Below are 14,879 nucleotides of genomic sequence, written 5' to 3' on the forward strand. Positions count from 1 at the left end.
TCACGGCGTCATCGTCCGAACCACCTCGTAGGAGCGACATGTCCTCCCTTCCCCTGACCCGCCGGATCGCCCGTGCCGCGCTGCTCGTCGCCGCGGGGGCCGCCGCCGGTGTCGGCGCGGCCGGTGCGGCCAGCGCGGCGCCCTCCAGCCCCGTGCCGAGCCTCGGCGGGCTGACCTCCCTCGACACGGCCACCGTGTCCAACACCCTCGACACGACCGCCGAGGGCGCGACCCAGACCGTGGGGCAGAACGGGGGCAAGGTCGCCGAGCAGGCGGTGCCCGGGGTGGGCAAGAGCGGCGGGCAGGCCGTGAAGAAGGTGACGCCTCCGGCGTCCAAGACCGCGGGCGCCACCGCCGGGGCCTCCGGGGACCTGGTCGGCGAGACCGCCAAGTCCGCGACGAAGGGCGGGCTGCCGACGGACTCCCTCACCAAGGGCGCGCAGACGCTGCCGCTGAAGGGGCTGCCGCTCGGTGGCTGACGCCGCGTGAGCCACGGGGCCCGGAGAGCTTCCCTCCGGGCCCCGTTCCGTTGCCTAGGTGTCCGCTGTCCTGGCGAGCCGCGTCAGGCCAGCCTGCGGACGGCCGCCTCGACGCGTTCGTCCGTCGCGGTCAGCGCCACGCGGACGTGGCGGGCGCCCGCCTCGCCGTAGAAGTCGCCCGGCGCCACCAGGATGCCGAGCCCGGCCAGGTGCGCGACCGTGTCCCAGCAGGACTCGTCGCGCGTGGCCCACAGGTAGAGGCTCGCCTCGCTGTGCTCGATGCGGAAACCGTGGCCGAGCAGCGCCGCGCGCAGGGCCGTGCGGCGGGCCGCGTAGCGCTCGCGCTGGGCCTGGACGTGCTTGTCGTCGCCCAGCGCCGCGACGACCGCCGCCTGCGTGGGGGCCGACGTCATCATGCCGCCGTGCTTGCGGATCTCCAGCAGCGGGCCGAGGACGGCGGGGTCACCGGCGAGGAACGCCGCCCGGTAGCCGGCCAGGTTGGACCGCTTGGAGAGTGAGTGGACGGAGACGATGCCGTCGTACGAACCGCCGTTGACGTCCGGGTGCAGCACCGAGACCGGGTCGGCCTCCCAGCCCAGCTCCAGGTAGCACTCGTCCGAGAAGACCAGGACGCCGTGCTCGCGGGCCCAGGCGACCGTGCGGGTCAGCTCCTCCTTCGTGAGGACCCGACCGGTCGGGTTGGAGGGGGAGTTGAGCCACAGGAGCTTGAGGTTGGTGGGGTCCAGGGCCGTCGGGTCGTCGTAGACCTCGTACTCCGCGCGGGCCAGCCGGGCCCCTACCTCGTAGGTGGGGTAGGCCAGGCGCGGGTAGGCGACCTTGTCGCCGGGGCCGAGGCCGAGCTGGGTGGGGAGCCAGGCGACGAGTTCCTTGGAGCCGACGATCGGCAGGACGTGGTGGTGGGTGACGCCACGCGCGCCCAGACGGTGTCCGAGCCAGGCGGTGATGGCGTCGCGCAGGGCGGGGGTGCCCCAGACGGTGGGGTAGCCCGGGGAGTCGGCGGCGGCGACCAGGGCCTGCTGGATCAGGTCCGGGACCGGGTCGACCGGGGTGCCCACCGAGAGGTCGACGACGCCGTCGGGGTGCGCGGTTGCCGTCTGCTGGTAGGGGGCCAGCTTGTCCCAGGGGAAGGTGGGCAGCAGACCGGAGAGAGGGGAGGTCACAGGGCGCTCGCTTTCTGATACGGCGAACGCCTCGGCCCCTGTGCGGGACCGAGGCGGTGGGACGTGCTCGCCAGGTACTACTCGGCGGCGGCCTGCGGCGGCAGGGCGGCGACGAACGGGTGGTCCCGCTCGATCAGGCCCAGCTTGCTGGCGCCGCCCGGGGAGCCCAGCTCGTCGAAGAACTCGACGTTCGCCTTGTAGTAGTCCTTCCACTCCTCCGGAGTGTCGTCCTCGTAGAAGATCGCCTCGACCGGGCAGACCGGTTCACAGGCACCGCAGTCGACGCATTCGTCCGGGTGGATGTACAAGGACCGCTGGCCCTCGTAGATGCAGTCGACCGGGCACTCCTCGATGCACGCCTTGTCCTTCACGTCGACACAAGGCTGCGCGATGACGTAGGTCACGCTGTCATTCCTCCTCGATAGGGCGCTGGCGGGCCTCCTCAGGCTCCGCCGCCTGGCGCGCGGGAGCGCGGCGTCGTCGATGCCCGCCCCTAGTATCTCCGTTCTTGGGCATGATCCGAACAGGAGGGGTGAACGGACTGGTGGAAATCATGGGCGCCGGGCGGCTCGTAGTCCGCATTACCGCTGCTGACGTGGGCAAACGCGTTTCCGTACGGCGGATTTCCGCATCCTCTGTGACGGAGGGGAAATTCACCGACACGGTGGGTGTTCTCACATCATGGGACGACGATGTGGTGGTGATCACTCGACGGGACGGGGAAGTTGTGCGGATCCCCGCACGTTCCGTCGTCGCCGGGAAGGTCGTTCCCGACGCGCCCGCCCGGCGCCGGGGGCCCTCCGCCACGTACGCGGAGCTGACCCGGGTCGCCGCGCGGGCCTGGGTGCCGGTCGAGAGTTCTCCGCTCGGTGAGTGGGAGTTGCGGGCCGCCTCGGGGTTCACCCGGCGGGCGAACTCCGTGCTGGCGCTGGGGGATCCGGGGGTGGGGCTGGACTCCGCGCTGGACGTGGTGCGGAGTTGGTACCGGGAGCGGGGGTTGCCGGCTTATGTGCAGGTCGGGGATATGGACGCGTTGTGCGGGGAGTTGGAGCGGCGGGGGTGGGTCCGGGAGGTGACCGCTCGGGTGATGGTCGGGGGGTTGGCTCGGGTGGGGGATCTGCGGGGGTCTGAGGTGGGTGAGGTGTCTGTCGGGCTTTCCGCCGGGCTTTCCGCCGGTGGGGCTGAGGAGGATGGTGGGCCGTCCTCGTCGCGGGACGGTCGGGGTTCGGTCGTGTTGTCGCGGGAGGCGGACGCGGCGTGGCTGGGGCGGTATCAGCGCAAGGGGGTGGGCGAGGTCGCGCTGCGGGTGCTGGGGAGCGGGGCTTCGGTGTGGTTCGCGTCTGTGGGGGGCGGGGCGAGTGGCGGGGGCGAGGGGGACGGGCGTGGGGTGGCCGGGGTTGAGGGTGGCGGGCGTGGGGTGGCCGAGGCCGGGGGCGGCGGGCGTGAGGTGGCCGAGGCCGGGGGCGGCGGGCGTGAGGCGACCGAGGCCGGGGGCAGCGGGCGTGAGGCGACCGGAGCCGGGGGCAGCAGGCGTGAGGCGACCGAGGCCGGGGGCAGCGGGCGCGGGGTGGCCTGGGCTGAGGGCAGCAGGCGTGAAGTGACCGGAGCCGGGGGCAGCGGGCGCGGGGTGGCCTGGGCTGAGGGCAGCAGGCGTGAAGTGACCGAGGCCGGGGGCAGCGGGCGCGGGGTGGCCTGGGCTGAGGGCAGCAGGCGTGAGGCGACCGGAGCCGGGGGCAGCAGGCGCGGGGTGGCCGAGGCCGGCTCCGGCTCCGGCTCCGGCTCCGGCTCCGGCTCCGGCTCCGGTGAAGTGGGCTTGTCCGGCAGTGGAGTCGGGGGGCTTGCCGCTATCGGGCGGTGTGTGGTGGACGGGCGGTGGGCCGGGTTCTCGGCTGTCGAGGTGGATCCGGCGTGGCGGCGGCGGGGGCTGGCGACGACCGTGATGGCGGCGCTGGCTCAGCGGGCGCTGGCGGAGGGGGCCTCGGCGGCGTGGCTCCAGGTGGAGGCCGACAACGCGGGCGCGCTCGCGCTGTACGAACGGCTGGGGTTCACCGTCCATCACTCCTACCACCACTACCGGGAGCCGGCGTGAGCTACGAGCCCGGTGCGAGCTACGAGCCCGGCGAGGTGCGCCGGCTGTTCGCCGAGGAGGCGCGTGCCGAGCGGCCCGACCTCGCGACGCTGTGTTTCCTGATCGGCGCGGAGGCGGATCCGTCGCTGGGGCCGGGTGACCTGGACGCGCTTCAGGTCGAACTCGACCGGTTCGCGGGCGAGTTGCCGTACCGGCCCGGCGGGGCGCGTGAGTGGGCCGAGGCGGTACGGGGGTTGCTGGGCGAGCGGTACGGGTTCCGGGGCGACGCCTCCGACTACCAGCGTCTCGACTCCTCCCTCCTCCCTCAAGTCCTCGAACGGCGACGGGGGTTGCCGATCCTCCTGTCCGTCGTCTGGATCGAGGTCGCCCGGCGTGCGGGGGCTCCCGTGTACGGGATCGCCGCGCCCGGCCACTTCGTCGTGGGGTTCGGCAGCCGTGCGGAACGCGTTGTCGCCGACCCCTTCGACGGGGGCCGCGTCATCGAGGCCGGCCCCCGCTCCCCCGCCCAGGAGGTGGGCGCCGCCGACCCGCTCGCCGTCGTCTCCCGCATCCTCAACAACATCCGCGCGTGGGCCTCCGGCCAACTGGACCGCAGCGAGGCCGCGTTGTGGGCTGTCGACCTCAGCCTCCTCCTCCCCTCCCACCCCGCCCAACTCCGCTACGAACGCGGCAAGCTGCTCATCCAACGGGGCGACTACCTCGGCGGCGCCGCCGAGTTGGAGGCGTACGCGGAGATCGTGGAGCCGGTCGACGAGAGCGCGGCGGAGAAGGTACGGGGGGAGGCGCTGGGGGCTCGGTCGCTGCTGAACTGAGGACGGGGGTGGGGGTGTCGGAGGGGCGGGCGGCGCTGAACTGGGGGCGGGGCCCGGCGGAAGGCGGAGGCCCGGCGGAGGGCACGGGCCGACGGGGGGCGCGGGAGCGGCGGAGGTCGCGGGGCCGACAGGGGCGCGGGGCCGACAGGGGCGCGGGGCCGACAGGGGCGCGGGAGCGGCGGAGGTCGCGGGGCCGACGGGGGCGCAAGGTCGACGGAGGGCGCGGGGCTGGCGGGGGCGCAAGGTCGACGGAGGGCGCGGGGCTGGCGGGGGCGCAGGGCCGACAGGGGCGCAAGGTCGACGGAGGGCGCGGGGCCGGCGGGTGTCTCGGGGCCGGCAACGGCTTCAGCAGGGCCGGCGCACGGCGCGTGGCGCCACCCCCTCCCGCACCTCACCGCCCTCGCTCCGCCCACCCCGTCTGGACAGCCCCGCCCGCACAGCCCTTCACCCAGCACCTTCGCCCCACCCCCACAACCCGCCCAACCACCCCTTCCGCACCCCTCCCGCACCACCCCTCACAACCACCCCTTCTCCCGAGCGATCCGCACCGCCTCTCCCCGGTTCCGCGCCGCCAACTTCTGGATCGCCGTGGAGAGATAGTTCCGCACGGTCCCCTGGGACAACCGCAACCCCTCGGCGAGCTCGGCGTTGGTGGCCCCGTCCGCGGCGGCCCGAAGGACCTCGCGTTCACGTTCCGTCAGCGGGTTCGCCCCGTCCGCGAGGGCCGCTGCCGCGAGCGTGGGATCGATGACGCGTTCGCCCGCGAGGACCTTGCGGATGGCCTGCGCGAGCTGCGCGGCGGGCGCGTCCTTGACGAGGAACGCGTCGGCGCCGGCCTCCATGGCGCTGCGGAGGTACCCGGGGCGGCCGAAGGTCGTGAGGATGACCAGCTTCAACGCCGGGAACTCGGCGTGGAGTCGGGCCGCCGCGTCGATCCCGGTCGCGCCCGGCATCTCGATGTCGAGGAGGGCGACGTCGAGGTCGGGGTGGGCGCGGGCCGTCGTCAGCACCTCGTCGCCGCGCGCCGCTTGGGCGATCACCTCGATGTCGTCCTCAAGGCCGAGGAGCGCGGCGAGGGCTTCGCGGACCATCGACTGGTCCTCGGCGAGGAGGACCTTGATCGTGCGGGTCATGGGGCGGATCCTACGGGGACGCGGGCGACGAGCCGGAAGCCGTGTTTCGTGCCGGTCGCCTCCAGGGTGCCGCCCGTTTTCTCCAGGCGTTCGGCGAGCCCCGTGAGCCCGTTCCCGGGGGCAGCGCCCGCGTCGCCGACGCCGTTGTCCTCGACGGAGAGTTCGAGGGTGGCCCCGTCGAGGGTCTGGCGCCGGACCAGGTCGACGGCGCACCGGCTCGCCCCGCTGTGCCGGACGACGTTGGTGACCGCCTCGCGCAGCGCCCACGCGAGGGCGGCCTCGCTGTCCTCGGGGACCCCGTCCAGCACGACGTCCTCCGGGAGCCGTGCCACCACCCCCGCCGCCGTCAACGCGACCCGCGCGCCCGCGAGTTCGTCGACGAGCCGGGGCCTGCGGTACCCGGCGACGGCCTCCCGGACGTCGACGAGGGCCTGCCGGCTGACCCGCTCGATGTCGGCGACCTGCTGGGCCGCCTTCTCGGGCTGCGCGGGCAGCATCCGCCCGGCCAGCTCGCTCTTGAGGGTGATCAGGGAGAGGGAGTGGCCCAGCAGGTCGTGCAGGTCGCGGGCGAGGCGCAGGCGTTCCTCGTTGGCGGCGAGGCGTGCGACCGTCGCACGGGCCTGGCGCAGTTCGATCGACGTCCGGATCAACTGGCGCACACCGGTCATGGAGAAGCCGCCGAGGAGGGCCGGGATCAGCAGGCTCGCCAGGTAGGCGGTGCCGCCGGGGACGGCGAGCGCGACTGCGCTGAGGAGCGCGGAGGCCGCCGGGACGCTCCAGCGGGCGTAGGCGTAGGGCAGGGCGGCGCCGGAGGAGATCGACACGTACACGAAGAGGACGAGCCATTCGCGGCCCAGCGAGAGGGACAGGACCGTCGCCTGCGTGACCAGGACGGCCAGCGAGCCCAGGACCAGGCCGTTGGCCTCGCCCCGGCCGGTGCGGAAGACCAGCACGAAGTACCAGGCGACGAAGGCCACCAGACCGACCCAGCCCAGACCCCGGACGCCGACGCCGTGCCCGCCGTGCAGCAGATCACTCACCGGCGCGCTCAGATAGGCGAGCCAGATGCCGATCCAGAGGAACTTGACGACCTTCTGCACCGGGGTCCTCGGGCGCTCTCCCACACCGACGCTGCTCACGCCTTCGCCGTGTCCTTCCGGTACAGCCAGGCCGCGCCGCCCGTGAAGAGGGCGAAGGACACGACGAGGACGGCGACGTCCGACGCGTGCGGTACCTGGCTCTGCTCGATGGCCCGCCCGAGCGCGGCGTACGCGTGCGTGGGCACCCACTTCGCGATGTCCTGGAGCCAGCCCGGGAACGTCGTCGTCGGCATCCACAGGCCGCCCAGGATGGACAGGCCGAAGTAGGTGATCATCGTGATCGGTCGGACGGCGTCGCCGGTCGCCACATAGCCGAGGGCCACTCCGAGGGCGGCGAAGACGAGGCTGCCGGCCCAGATCGCGGCGGTGAGCAGGAGCCACTGCCAGGCGTCCAGCCGGACGTCCTTGACGAGGGCGGCGACGGCGAAGACGACCAGGATCGACGGGAGGCTCACCACGGCCGCGCTCGCGGTTTTCGCGAGGACGTAGCCCCGGCCGGGCAGTGTCGTCAGCCTCAGTTGCCGTGTCCAGCCGTTCTCGCGTTCCTTCGCGATGCGTTCGCTGTTGCCGGTGAGGGCGGCGGTGAGGGCGCCGAAGGAGGCCATGGAGACCATCATGTAGGTCGGGAGGGTCAGGCCCGTGCCGTCGACCTTGTCGGTGTTGCTCGCGCTGCCCGCGATCAGGAGGAACAGGGCGGCGGGGTAGATCACCGAGAAGAACAGGAACTTGCGGTTGCGCAGGGCGCGGGTCAGTTCGAGCCGGATCAGACTGCTCATCGGGTGCGTGCCTCCTCGGCCTCGGTGATCGCCACGAACGCCTGCTCCAGGCCGAGCCCGGTGACTTCGAGGTTCCTGGGGTAGACGCCGGTGCCGTACAGGGCGTGGACGGTCGCGTCGGCGTCGGTGGACTGGATGCGGACCGTGCGCCCCGACACGTCGAGTGCGGTCAGGAAGGGCAGGTCGCGCAGGGTGGGCGGGATCTTCCCGTCCAGGTCGAAGGAGATGCGGCGGGCGCCCGCCTTGGCCTTGATCTCGGCGGCGGTGCCGTCGGCGAGGAGGCGGCCCCGGTGCAGGACGAGGACGCGGTCGGCGATCGCGTCCGCCTCTTCCAGGTAGTGCGTGGCGAAGAGGACCGTGCGGCCCTGGTCGGCCTGTTCGCGCATGGTGGCCCAGAAGCCCTGCCTGGTCGTGACGTCCATACCGGTCGTCGGTTCGTCCAGGACGATCAGGTCGCTGTCGCCGGCGGTGGCGAAGGCGAAGCGGACGCGCTGGGCCTGTCCGCCGGAGAGCTTGTTCACCTTGCGGTCGGCGATCTGGGTGATGCCCGCGCGGGTCATCACGTCGGCGGGGCGGTAGGGCCTGGGGTGCAGGTCGCAGGCGAGGCGGACGAGTTCGGCGACCGTCACCTCGTCCATCAGGCCGCCGCTCTGGAGCATCGCGCCGACCTTGCCGGCGACGATCGCCTCGCGCGGGGTCGTCCCGAACAGGCGCACGCTGCCCGTGTCCGGCGTCTTCAGGCCAAGCAGCAGGTCGAGCGTCGTGGACTTGCCCGCGCCGTTGGGCCCGAGCAGCGCCACGGTCTCCCCCGGACGCAGGGCCAGCGACAGCCCGTCCACGGCGCGGACCTCGCCGTATCCCTTGCTGACCTGGTCGAACGCGACCACCGAAGCTGTCGTTGTCATGCGTTCATGGTCGCGTCCCGGCCATGGTCACGCCCAGTGTCGAACGTACGGAATGCCGCATGACAGAAGTCATGCGGCATCCCGTGACGGATCAACTGGGGTTGGTCTCGATGACGACCGTGCGCTCCGCCGTCGTCTTGCCGACCAGGGCCTTGCGCAGGGCGTTCACCACGTCCTGCGGAAGGATGTCGCGCTTGCCGGTGGCCGTGGTGACCTGGACGCCGTCGAAGGTCGAGCCGTAGATCTCCTTGAGCGCTTCGAGGTCGTAGGTGTCGACGAGCTTCCCGTTGACGGCCTTGAAGCTGATGATCTTCGGCAGGGACCTCGCGCCGAACTGGAGGCCCTTGCCGTTCGGCGCCTCGATCGTGACCCGCTCGGACATCGCCGGTTCGGCGAACTCCTTCATCATCCGGTCGACCTCCGCGTTGGAGACCGTCGGCTGCTTGGTCGTCGTCGGGACGGTGACGGGGGCCGGGATGCCGGTCTCGACCTGCTTGCGGTACGCCTCCTCGACGGCGGGCAGGGCCTTGGCGGTGTCGATGCCCGCGCCGGGCTTGCCGTAGACGGCGACGGCCTTGCCGTCCTCGAACTTGATGGTGCCGTCGGAGGAGGAGGCCGAGCCGCCGGAGGCGTTTTCCAGGGCCGCCTGGAGCTTCTCCTCGTCGACCGGCATGTCGGGTTCGACGACGCGCTTCTGGCCGAAGAGGGCGCCGACCACGGTGACGGGGTTGTAGTCGCTCTTGGCGACGGAGTCGACGGTCGCCGGGATGTCGAACTGGAGCCCGGCCTGGTCGGGTTGGAGCGTGACCTGCTTGCCGCCGACGGTCAGCTTGAGCTTGGCGTTCAGCGCGCGCGGGCCGAAGACGTCGTCGAGCTTCTTGACGGCCTCGTCGCGGGTGGAGCCGCCGATGTCGACGCCGAGGACGGTGGTGCCCTTGGGGACGTCGGAGTGGTTCATCAGCAGGCCCGCGCCGTACACGCCCGCGCCCGCGACGACGACCAGGCCGACGAGGAGGGTCAGCTTGCCGCGGCCCTTCTTCTGCTTCTTGCCCTTCGCGGGCGCCGACTGCTGCGGCGGGGTGCTCTGGGTGACCGGGGGGACGACGGGGATGCCGCTGGTGAGTGTCTGTCCGGAGACACCGGGAGAGCCGGGGCCACCGGGGGCGCCAAGGCCGCCATGGGCGCCGGGACCGCCGGGGCGCAGTCCGTTCGGGCCCGGGTTCGGGGCGAGCTTCTGCGGCGTCAGGATCGCCGTGTCGTCGCTGAGTCCGCCGCCGGGCAGGCGCCCGGCGGCGGGGTTCGCGCCGGAGTTCGCGCCGGGCGCGGTCAGACCGTGGGTGAGGCCGGGGCCGCCGGGGCCGGGGGCCGTGCCGGGCGCGCCGAGGCCCGCCTGGGGCACGGCGGTGCCGCCGGTGACCGGTCCCGCGGTGGGGCCGTTGGGGCGCGCGGGCTTGCCGTTGCCGGCCGCCGGGTCGGGGTAACCGGTGTTCGGGGCCGCGAAGTTGTGCTGGTCGGAGAAGTCGTGCTGGGCCGTCGTGCTGCTCTCGGGCTCGGAGAAGTACGGCAGCTCGTCGCGGGTGGGCTCCGGCGCGTTCGCGCGCGGGGAGGTGGCCGCGAGGACTTCGGTCACGTCGAAGGAGCCGGTGCCGCCGCCGTGGCCGGGGGCGACCGGGCCGCCGGTCGCGCCGCCGGGCAGACCGGCGCCGTTGGTGCCACCGGGGCGCTTGCCCGGGGCGGGCATCGAGCCGACCACGCCGCCGGGGCGTGCGCCGCCTATGGCACCCCCCGCGGGTCGTGCGGGCGCCGTACCGGAACCCGTACCCGGCGCGGACGCCTGTGCGCCGATCGTCCCGGTCGAGGCGCCGGGGATGCCCGCGCCGTTGGACTTCGGACCGGACGGTCTGCGGGGCGCGAACCAGTCGTTCTTCTCGGCCGCGGGTTCGGCGGCGGGCGCCTCGGGGGCGGGCTGGGGCGCGGCGGACTGCGGCTCGGCGGCCGTGTCGTCGCCCTCTCCCTCGCCGACGGGCTTGCGCACGACGACCGGGGGAATGGGCCGGGATCCGGGGATGTTGATGCGGACCCGGGTCGTCACCGTGGTCTCGGTCTTGCGTTCCTCCGGCTGGGCGGCCGAACGGCCCGCGTCCGCACCGCCGTCGGACACCATCGGCGTCCCGTACGGGGGCGTGCCCGAAGGGTACGCGGCACCTCCACCGCGCCCGTTGGGCCCGGGGGACGGAGTGTCAGTTTCACGACTCAAGGCAGGCTTCTCCAGGTTGGCTCCGCCGCCCGCCACGACCTCACGGGCAGCTCGGCGGCGCGCACCACCATACTGGCCACTTCTGCCCCGGATCCCACGACCGCCGGGGAAACCCACACGGGATACGCACGCTCACGCCACGGCGAAGTGGTACGTCACTTCCCAAGTCGGGCGTCGGCGCCGATCGGTTGCCGTCCCGCGCCAAGGGTGGCGCAGATCACAGCTGTTGCCATGCCGCCGAGCAGGAACAGGTACGAGCCGCCGCCCGCCGCGAACAGGAAGTCACCTTCCGGGCGGCCCGCCGTCAACAGGACGACGGCGATCATCCACCCGGCGGCCGGGGCGACGGCCCCCGCGCGCGTGCCGACGGCCCTGGCGCCGCCCAGGAACAGCCCGGCCGACCCTGCGAGCGCCAGCAGGAGTCCGCCGGGGAACCAGCCCGCCTGGACGAGCGATCCGGCGACGCCGGTGACGGCGCCGAGCACCAGGAGGCCGGCGTAGGCGGCGGCCCGGAGCGCGGAGGGGGGCTTGAGGGGCTGGGTGAGGTCGATCGACATCAGTCGGTCTCCAGTCCGGCGAAGAGGTCGCGCTCCAGCCCGTCGGAGGTCTCGCCGCGCTCCCCGCGCACGAGTTGGTAGTACTCCGTCGTGAACAGCGGCTGGGCGAGGTGGTTGGAGAGGACGAAGTAGCGTCCTCCGGGGGCCACTTCGAGCTGCGTCGCGTGCGCGCGCATGGCGGTCGCCTTTGCGTCCGCGTACGGTCCGCCGTCGATCGCCGTGGTGATCAGCGCGCCGTCGACGACTCCGGGGACGTCGGCGATCTCGGCCGCCTTGTCGAACGGCAGCGCGGGAAGGTCTTCTTCCAGCCGCGCGAACGCGTCCTCGGCGACCGCGCGCGGGACGCGGTTGAAGTAGACCTTCGCGACGGGTACGCCCTCGGCGTCGGCGAGTTCGGCGGCACGCAGGGCGACGCGGTGGGCCTGGATGTGGTCGGGATGGCCGTAGCCGCCGTTCTCGTCGTACGTGACGAGCACCTGGGGCCGTACCTCGCGGATGACCTCCAGAAGCTGCCTGGCGGCCGTCTCGACGTCCGCCTGCCAGAAGCAGCCCGGGTCGTCGTTGTCGGCGGTGTCCATCATCCCGGAGTCGCCGTAGCGGCCCGCGCCGCCGAGCAGGCGGACGTCACTCACGCCGAGGGCGCGCATGGCGGCGGCCAGCTCCTCGCGCCGGTGCGCGCCCAGGGCCGCGCCGGAGAGGTGGGCGAGGCCGGGCGGGATGACCTCGCCGCGCTCCCCGAGCGTGCAGGTGACCAGGGTCACCCGCGCGCCGTCGGCCGCGTACCTGGCCATGGTCGCGCCGTTGTTGATCGACTCGTCGTCGGGGTGCGCGTGCACCAGGAGGAGCCGCCGGGGAGGGAGATCCGTCATGGGGCCAGCCTACGAGGCACCGGGACGGACAGGACTGATCGGCCCCGATCGGGGAAGCCGGACAGGGATAGGAGGCTCCGGTCGTGGCCGGACCGGAGCCTTGGCTGGAAGGGGGGTCAGAACTTGAGGCTGCCGATCATGTCGGCCACGCTGGTCGTCAGATCGCTGATCGTCGGGGCGATGGTGGAGGACGCCAGATAGAAGCCGAGCAGGACGCAGATGAGGGCGTGACCGCCCTTCAGTCCCGACTTCTTGATCAGCAAGAAGACGACGATCGCCAGCAGCACCACCGCCGATATCGAGAGTGCCACGGCGGCTCACCTCCAAGAACCCGGGTACCAGGGGAACAGAGCGGGAGAACGTGTAAATCCATACAACAGCCAGCAGGTTCATACCCACACAGCGGTAGTGATCATAGCTACGGATATGCGCGCATCCTTCGGCGCACGGACGCGCAAGGGGGCGCGCGGCCAACATGCCTCGTAGGGTCGGACCATGACCATCGAGAGCGGTTCTCCCGCCGACTCCTTCCCCCGACGACACGCCCGTACCCAGCGGTTCACCCTCGGCGCGCCGCGTTCGTTCACCGTCGCGCCGGGCGGAGAGCGTGTCGCGTTCCTGCGTTCGCCCTCCGGCACGGATCGCGCGAACGCCCTGTGGATCCTCGACCCGGCGGACGGCTCCGAGCGCCTTGCGGCCGATCCCGTCGCCCTCCTCGGCGGCGCCGGCGAGGACCTGCCGCCCGAGGAGCGCGCCCGGCGCGAGCGCACGCGCGAGGGCGGCGCCGGCATCGTCGGCTACGCCACCGACGCGGCCGTCGAGTTGGCCTCTTTCGCCTTGTCAGGGCGGCTTTTCACGGCCGAGCTGCGGGCCGGTACGGCACGCGAACTCCCCGTGCGCGGGCCGGTGATCGACCCTCGTCCGGCACCCGACGGGCGGCACATCGCGTACGTCGCGGGGGGCGCCCTGCGGGTCGTCGGTGCGGAGGGCGACGGCGATCGGGCGCTCGCCGAACCAGAATCCGCGTCCGTCACGTACGGATTGGCCGAATTCATCGCCGCCGAGGAGATGGACCGGCACCGCGGCTTCTGGTGGTCGCCGGAGTCGGACCGGCTGCTCGTGGCGTGCGTGGACGACACGCCGGTGAAGCGGTGGTGGATCTCGGACCCGGCCCACCCGGAACGTGAGCCACAGCACATTCCGTACGCGCAGGCGGGCACCGAGAACGCGATCGTACGCCTGTTCGCGCTGGGCCTCGACGGGACCCGGACCGAGATCGTCTGGGACCGTGCGCGCTTCCCGTACCTGGCGCGTGTGCACTGGTCAGCAGCGGGTGCGCCCCTGCTGCTCGTACAGGCGCGCGACCAGCGGAGCCAGCTCTATCTGGCGGTGGACCCGGACACCGGGACGACCCGGATGGTGCACGCGGACGAAGATCGGATTTGGCTGGATCTTTTCGCCGGTGTGCCCTCCTGGAGCCCTTCCGGACAGCTCGTCCGGATCGCCGACGAGGGCGGCGCGCGCGTCCTCGCGGTCGGCGAGCGTCCGCTGACGACGGCCCAGTTGCATGTGCGAGCGGTCCTGGACGTCGGTTCCGACGACGTCCTGGTGTCGGCCTCCGCCGGGGAGGAGGCGGCCGATCCCGAGACCGGCGAGGTGCACGTCTACCGCGTCAACGAGCTGGGCGTGCAGCGCCTCTCGCAGGAGCCCGGCGTCCACACGGCGGTGCGTTCCGGGGACGTCACCGTCCTCGTCTCGGCGTCCCTGGAGCGGGCGGGCGCCCGCGCGCGTGTGCTGCGGGACGGCAAGGTGGTCGCGACGGTCGCCTCGTACGCCGAAGATCCCGGCCTGTCCCCGCGCGTTCGGCTCACGCAGGGGGGCGCACGCCGGATTCCGTGCGCCGTGCTGCTGCCTCGGGACCACGACGGTGTCACCCCCCTGCCGGTCCTCCTCGACCCCTACGGGGGTCCGCACGGGCAGCGTGTCGTCGCCGCGCACAATCCCCACCTCACCTCGCAGTGGTTCGCCGACCAGGGGTTCGCGGTCGTCGTCGCCGACGGGCGCGGGACGCCGGGGCGGTCACCGGCCTGGGAGAAGGCCGTGCGCGACGAACTCGCCGCCGTCGTCCTGGAGGACCAGGTCGACGCGCTCCAGGCGCTCGCCGCCGAGTTCCCGCTCGACCTCAGCCGGGTCGCCATCCGGGGCTGGTCCTTCGGCGGCTACCTCGCCGCCCTCGCGGTCCTGCGCCGGCCGGACGTCTTCCACGCGGCCGTCGTCGGCGCGCCCGTCACCGACCTGCGCCTCTACGACACCCACTACCAGGAGCGCTACCTCGGCCACCCCGCCGAGCAGCCGGACGTCTACCGGCGCAACTCCCTCGTGGACGACGCGGGGCTGGTCGACGCGGCACCCGAACACCGGCCGATGATGATCATCCACGGCCTGGCGGACGACAACGTGGTCGTCGCGCACTCCCTGCGCCTGTCCTCGGCCCTCCTCGCCGCCGGCCGCCCGCACGAGGTGCTGCCGCTGTCGGGCGTCACGCACATGACCCCGCAGGAGGAGGTCGCGGAGAACCTGCTGCGGCTGCAACTGGACTTCCTGCGGCGGTCGTTGGGGCTCGACCAGGGCTGACGCACGGCAACGGGCCGGAGCGACATGGCGCGCTCCGGCCCGTTTACGGCACCCGCACGGCCGTACGTTGTTCAGCTTGGGGCGTCC

Annotated in this window: 14 protein-coding genes; 4 read left to right on the forward strand and 10 right to left on the reverse strand. The window is 73.0% G+C overall.

From position 1 onward, the window contains the following. The first annotated feature begins 38 nt into the window (after positions 1–38). Positions 39–479, forward strand: a complete 441-nt coding sequence (locus IAG44_RS13675; protein ID WP_187747404.1) for an ATP-binding protein — start codon at positions 39–41, stop codon at positions 477–479. Between the two features lie 83 nt (positions 480–562). Here the strand turns inward: IAG44_RS13675 and IAG44_RS13680 are convergent, their stop codons facing one another. Both IAG44_RS13680 and fdxA read right to left on the reverse strand, forming a co-directional pair. After that, the gene (locus IAG44_RS13680; RefSeq protein WP_281404288.1) at positions 563–1,660 is read right to left on the reverse strand and encodes a bifunctional succinyldiaminopimelate transaminase/glutamate-prephenate aminotransferase; all 1,098 of its coding nucleotides are present in this window, start codon (positions 1,658–1,660) and stop codon (positions 563–565) included. Between the two features lie 77 nt (positions 1,661–1,737). Beyond that, positions 1,738–2,064 (reverse strand): ferredoxin, encoded by a 327-nt coding sequence (gene fdxA, locus IAG44_RS13685; protein ID WP_187747405.1) that lies wholly within the window; start codon positions 2,062–2,064, stop codon positions 1,738–1,740. A 149-nt stretch (positions 2,065–2,213) separates the two neighbouring features. On the opposite strand from fdxA, the gene IAG44_RS43510 reads away from it, so the two are divergent. Together IAG44_RS43510 and IAG44_RS13700 are read left to right on the forward strand one after the other, a co-directional pair. After that, positions 2,214–3,749, forward strand: a complete 1,536-nt coding sequence (locus tag IAG44_RS43510; protein WP_425508520.1) for a GNAT family N-acetyltransferase — start codon at positions 2,214–2,216, stop codon at positions 3,747–3,749. Beyond that, positions 3,746–4,561 (forward strand): transglutaminase family protein, encoded by an 816-nt coding sequence (locus tag IAG44_RS13700; protein WP_246561688.1) that lies wholly within the window; start codon positions 3,746–3,748, stop codon positions 4,559–4,561. The genes IAG44_RS43510 and IAG44_RS13700 overlap by 4 nt, the downstream gene beginning before the upstream one ends. Positions 4,562–5,076: 515 nt before the next feature. On the opposite strand, the gene IAG44_RS13705 is transcribed toward IAG44_RS13700, so the two are convergent. The 8 genes from IAG44_RS13705 to IAG44_RS13740 form a co-directional block, all read right to left on the reverse strand. After that, on the reverse strand, positions 5,077–5,694 hold the full coding sequence (locus IAG44_RS13705; RefSeq protein ID WP_187747407.1) for a response regulator transcription factor: 618 nt from the start codon (positions 5,692–5,694) through the stop codon (positions 5,077–5,079). After that, positions 5,691–6,833, reverse strand: a complete 1,143-nt coding sequence (locus tag IAG44_RS13710; protein WP_187747408.1) for a sensor histidine kinase — start codon at positions 6,831–6,833, stop codon at positions 5,691–5,693. Before IAG44_RS13710 ends, IAG44_RS13705 begins: the two co-directional genes overlap by 4 nt. Continuing rightward, positions 6,830–7,570, reverse strand: a complete 741-nt coding sequence (locus IAG44_RS13715) for an ABC transporter permease (RefSeq protein WP_187747409.1) — start codon at positions 7,568–7,570, stop codon at positions 6,830–6,832. Before IAG44_RS13715 ends, IAG44_RS13710 begins: the two co-directional genes overlap by 4 nt. Continuing rightward, entirely contained in the window at positions 7,567–8,475 is a 909-nt protein-coding gene (locus IAG44_RS13720) for an ABC transporter ATP-binding protein (protein ID WP_187747410.1), read from the reverse strand. The genes IAG44_RS13715 and IAG44_RS13720 overlap by 4 nt, the downstream gene beginning before the upstream one ends. Before the next feature lie 91 nt (positions 8,476–8,566). Next, positions 8,567–10,732, reverse strand: coding sequence for a peptidoglycan binding domain-containing protein (locus tag IAG44_RS13725; protein WP_187747411.1), 2,166 nt, complete (start codon positions 10,730–10,732; stop codon positions 8,567–8,569). Positions 10,733–10,887: 155 nt separating this feature from the next. Continuing rightward, positions 10,888–11,289, reverse strand: a complete 402-nt coding sequence (locus IAG44_RS13730; protein ID WP_187747412.1) for a DUF6113 family protein — start codon at positions 11,287–11,289, stop codon at positions 10,888–10,890. Continuing rightward, entirely contained in the window at positions 11,289–12,158 is an 870-nt protein-coding gene (gene mshB, locus IAG44_RS13735; protein WP_187747413.1) for an N-acetyl-1-D-myo-inositol-2-amino-2-deoxy-alpha-D-glucopyranoside deacetylase, read from the reverse strand. The genes IAG44_RS13730 and mshB overlap by 1 nt, the downstream gene beginning before the upstream one ends. A 116-nt stretch (positions 12,159–12,274) precedes the next feature. Further along, complete coding sequence (locus IAG44_RS13740; RefSeq protein ID WP_187747414.1) at positions 12,275–12,469, reverse strand: hypothetical protein; 195 nt, start codon at positions 12,467–12,469, stop codon at positions 12,275–12,277. 184 nt (positions 12,470–12,653) lie between these two features. Here IAG44_RS13740 and IAG44_RS13745 point away from each other — a divergent pair, with 184 nt between their 5' ends. After that, positions 12,654–14,792 carry a S9 family peptidase gene (locus tag IAG44_RS13745; RefSeq protein ID WP_187747415.1) on the forward strand — a complete coding sequence of 713 codons (2,139 nt, stop codon included), beginning with the start codon at positions 12,654–12,656 and terminating at the stop codon, positions 14,790–14,792. Positions 14,793–14,879: the final 87 nt, after the last annotated feature.

The organism is Streptomyces roseirectus (assembly GCF_014489635.1).
Taxonomy (GTDB): Bacteria; Actinomycetota; Actinomycetes; order Streptomycetales; family Streptomycetaceae; genus Streptomyces; species Streptomyces roseirectus.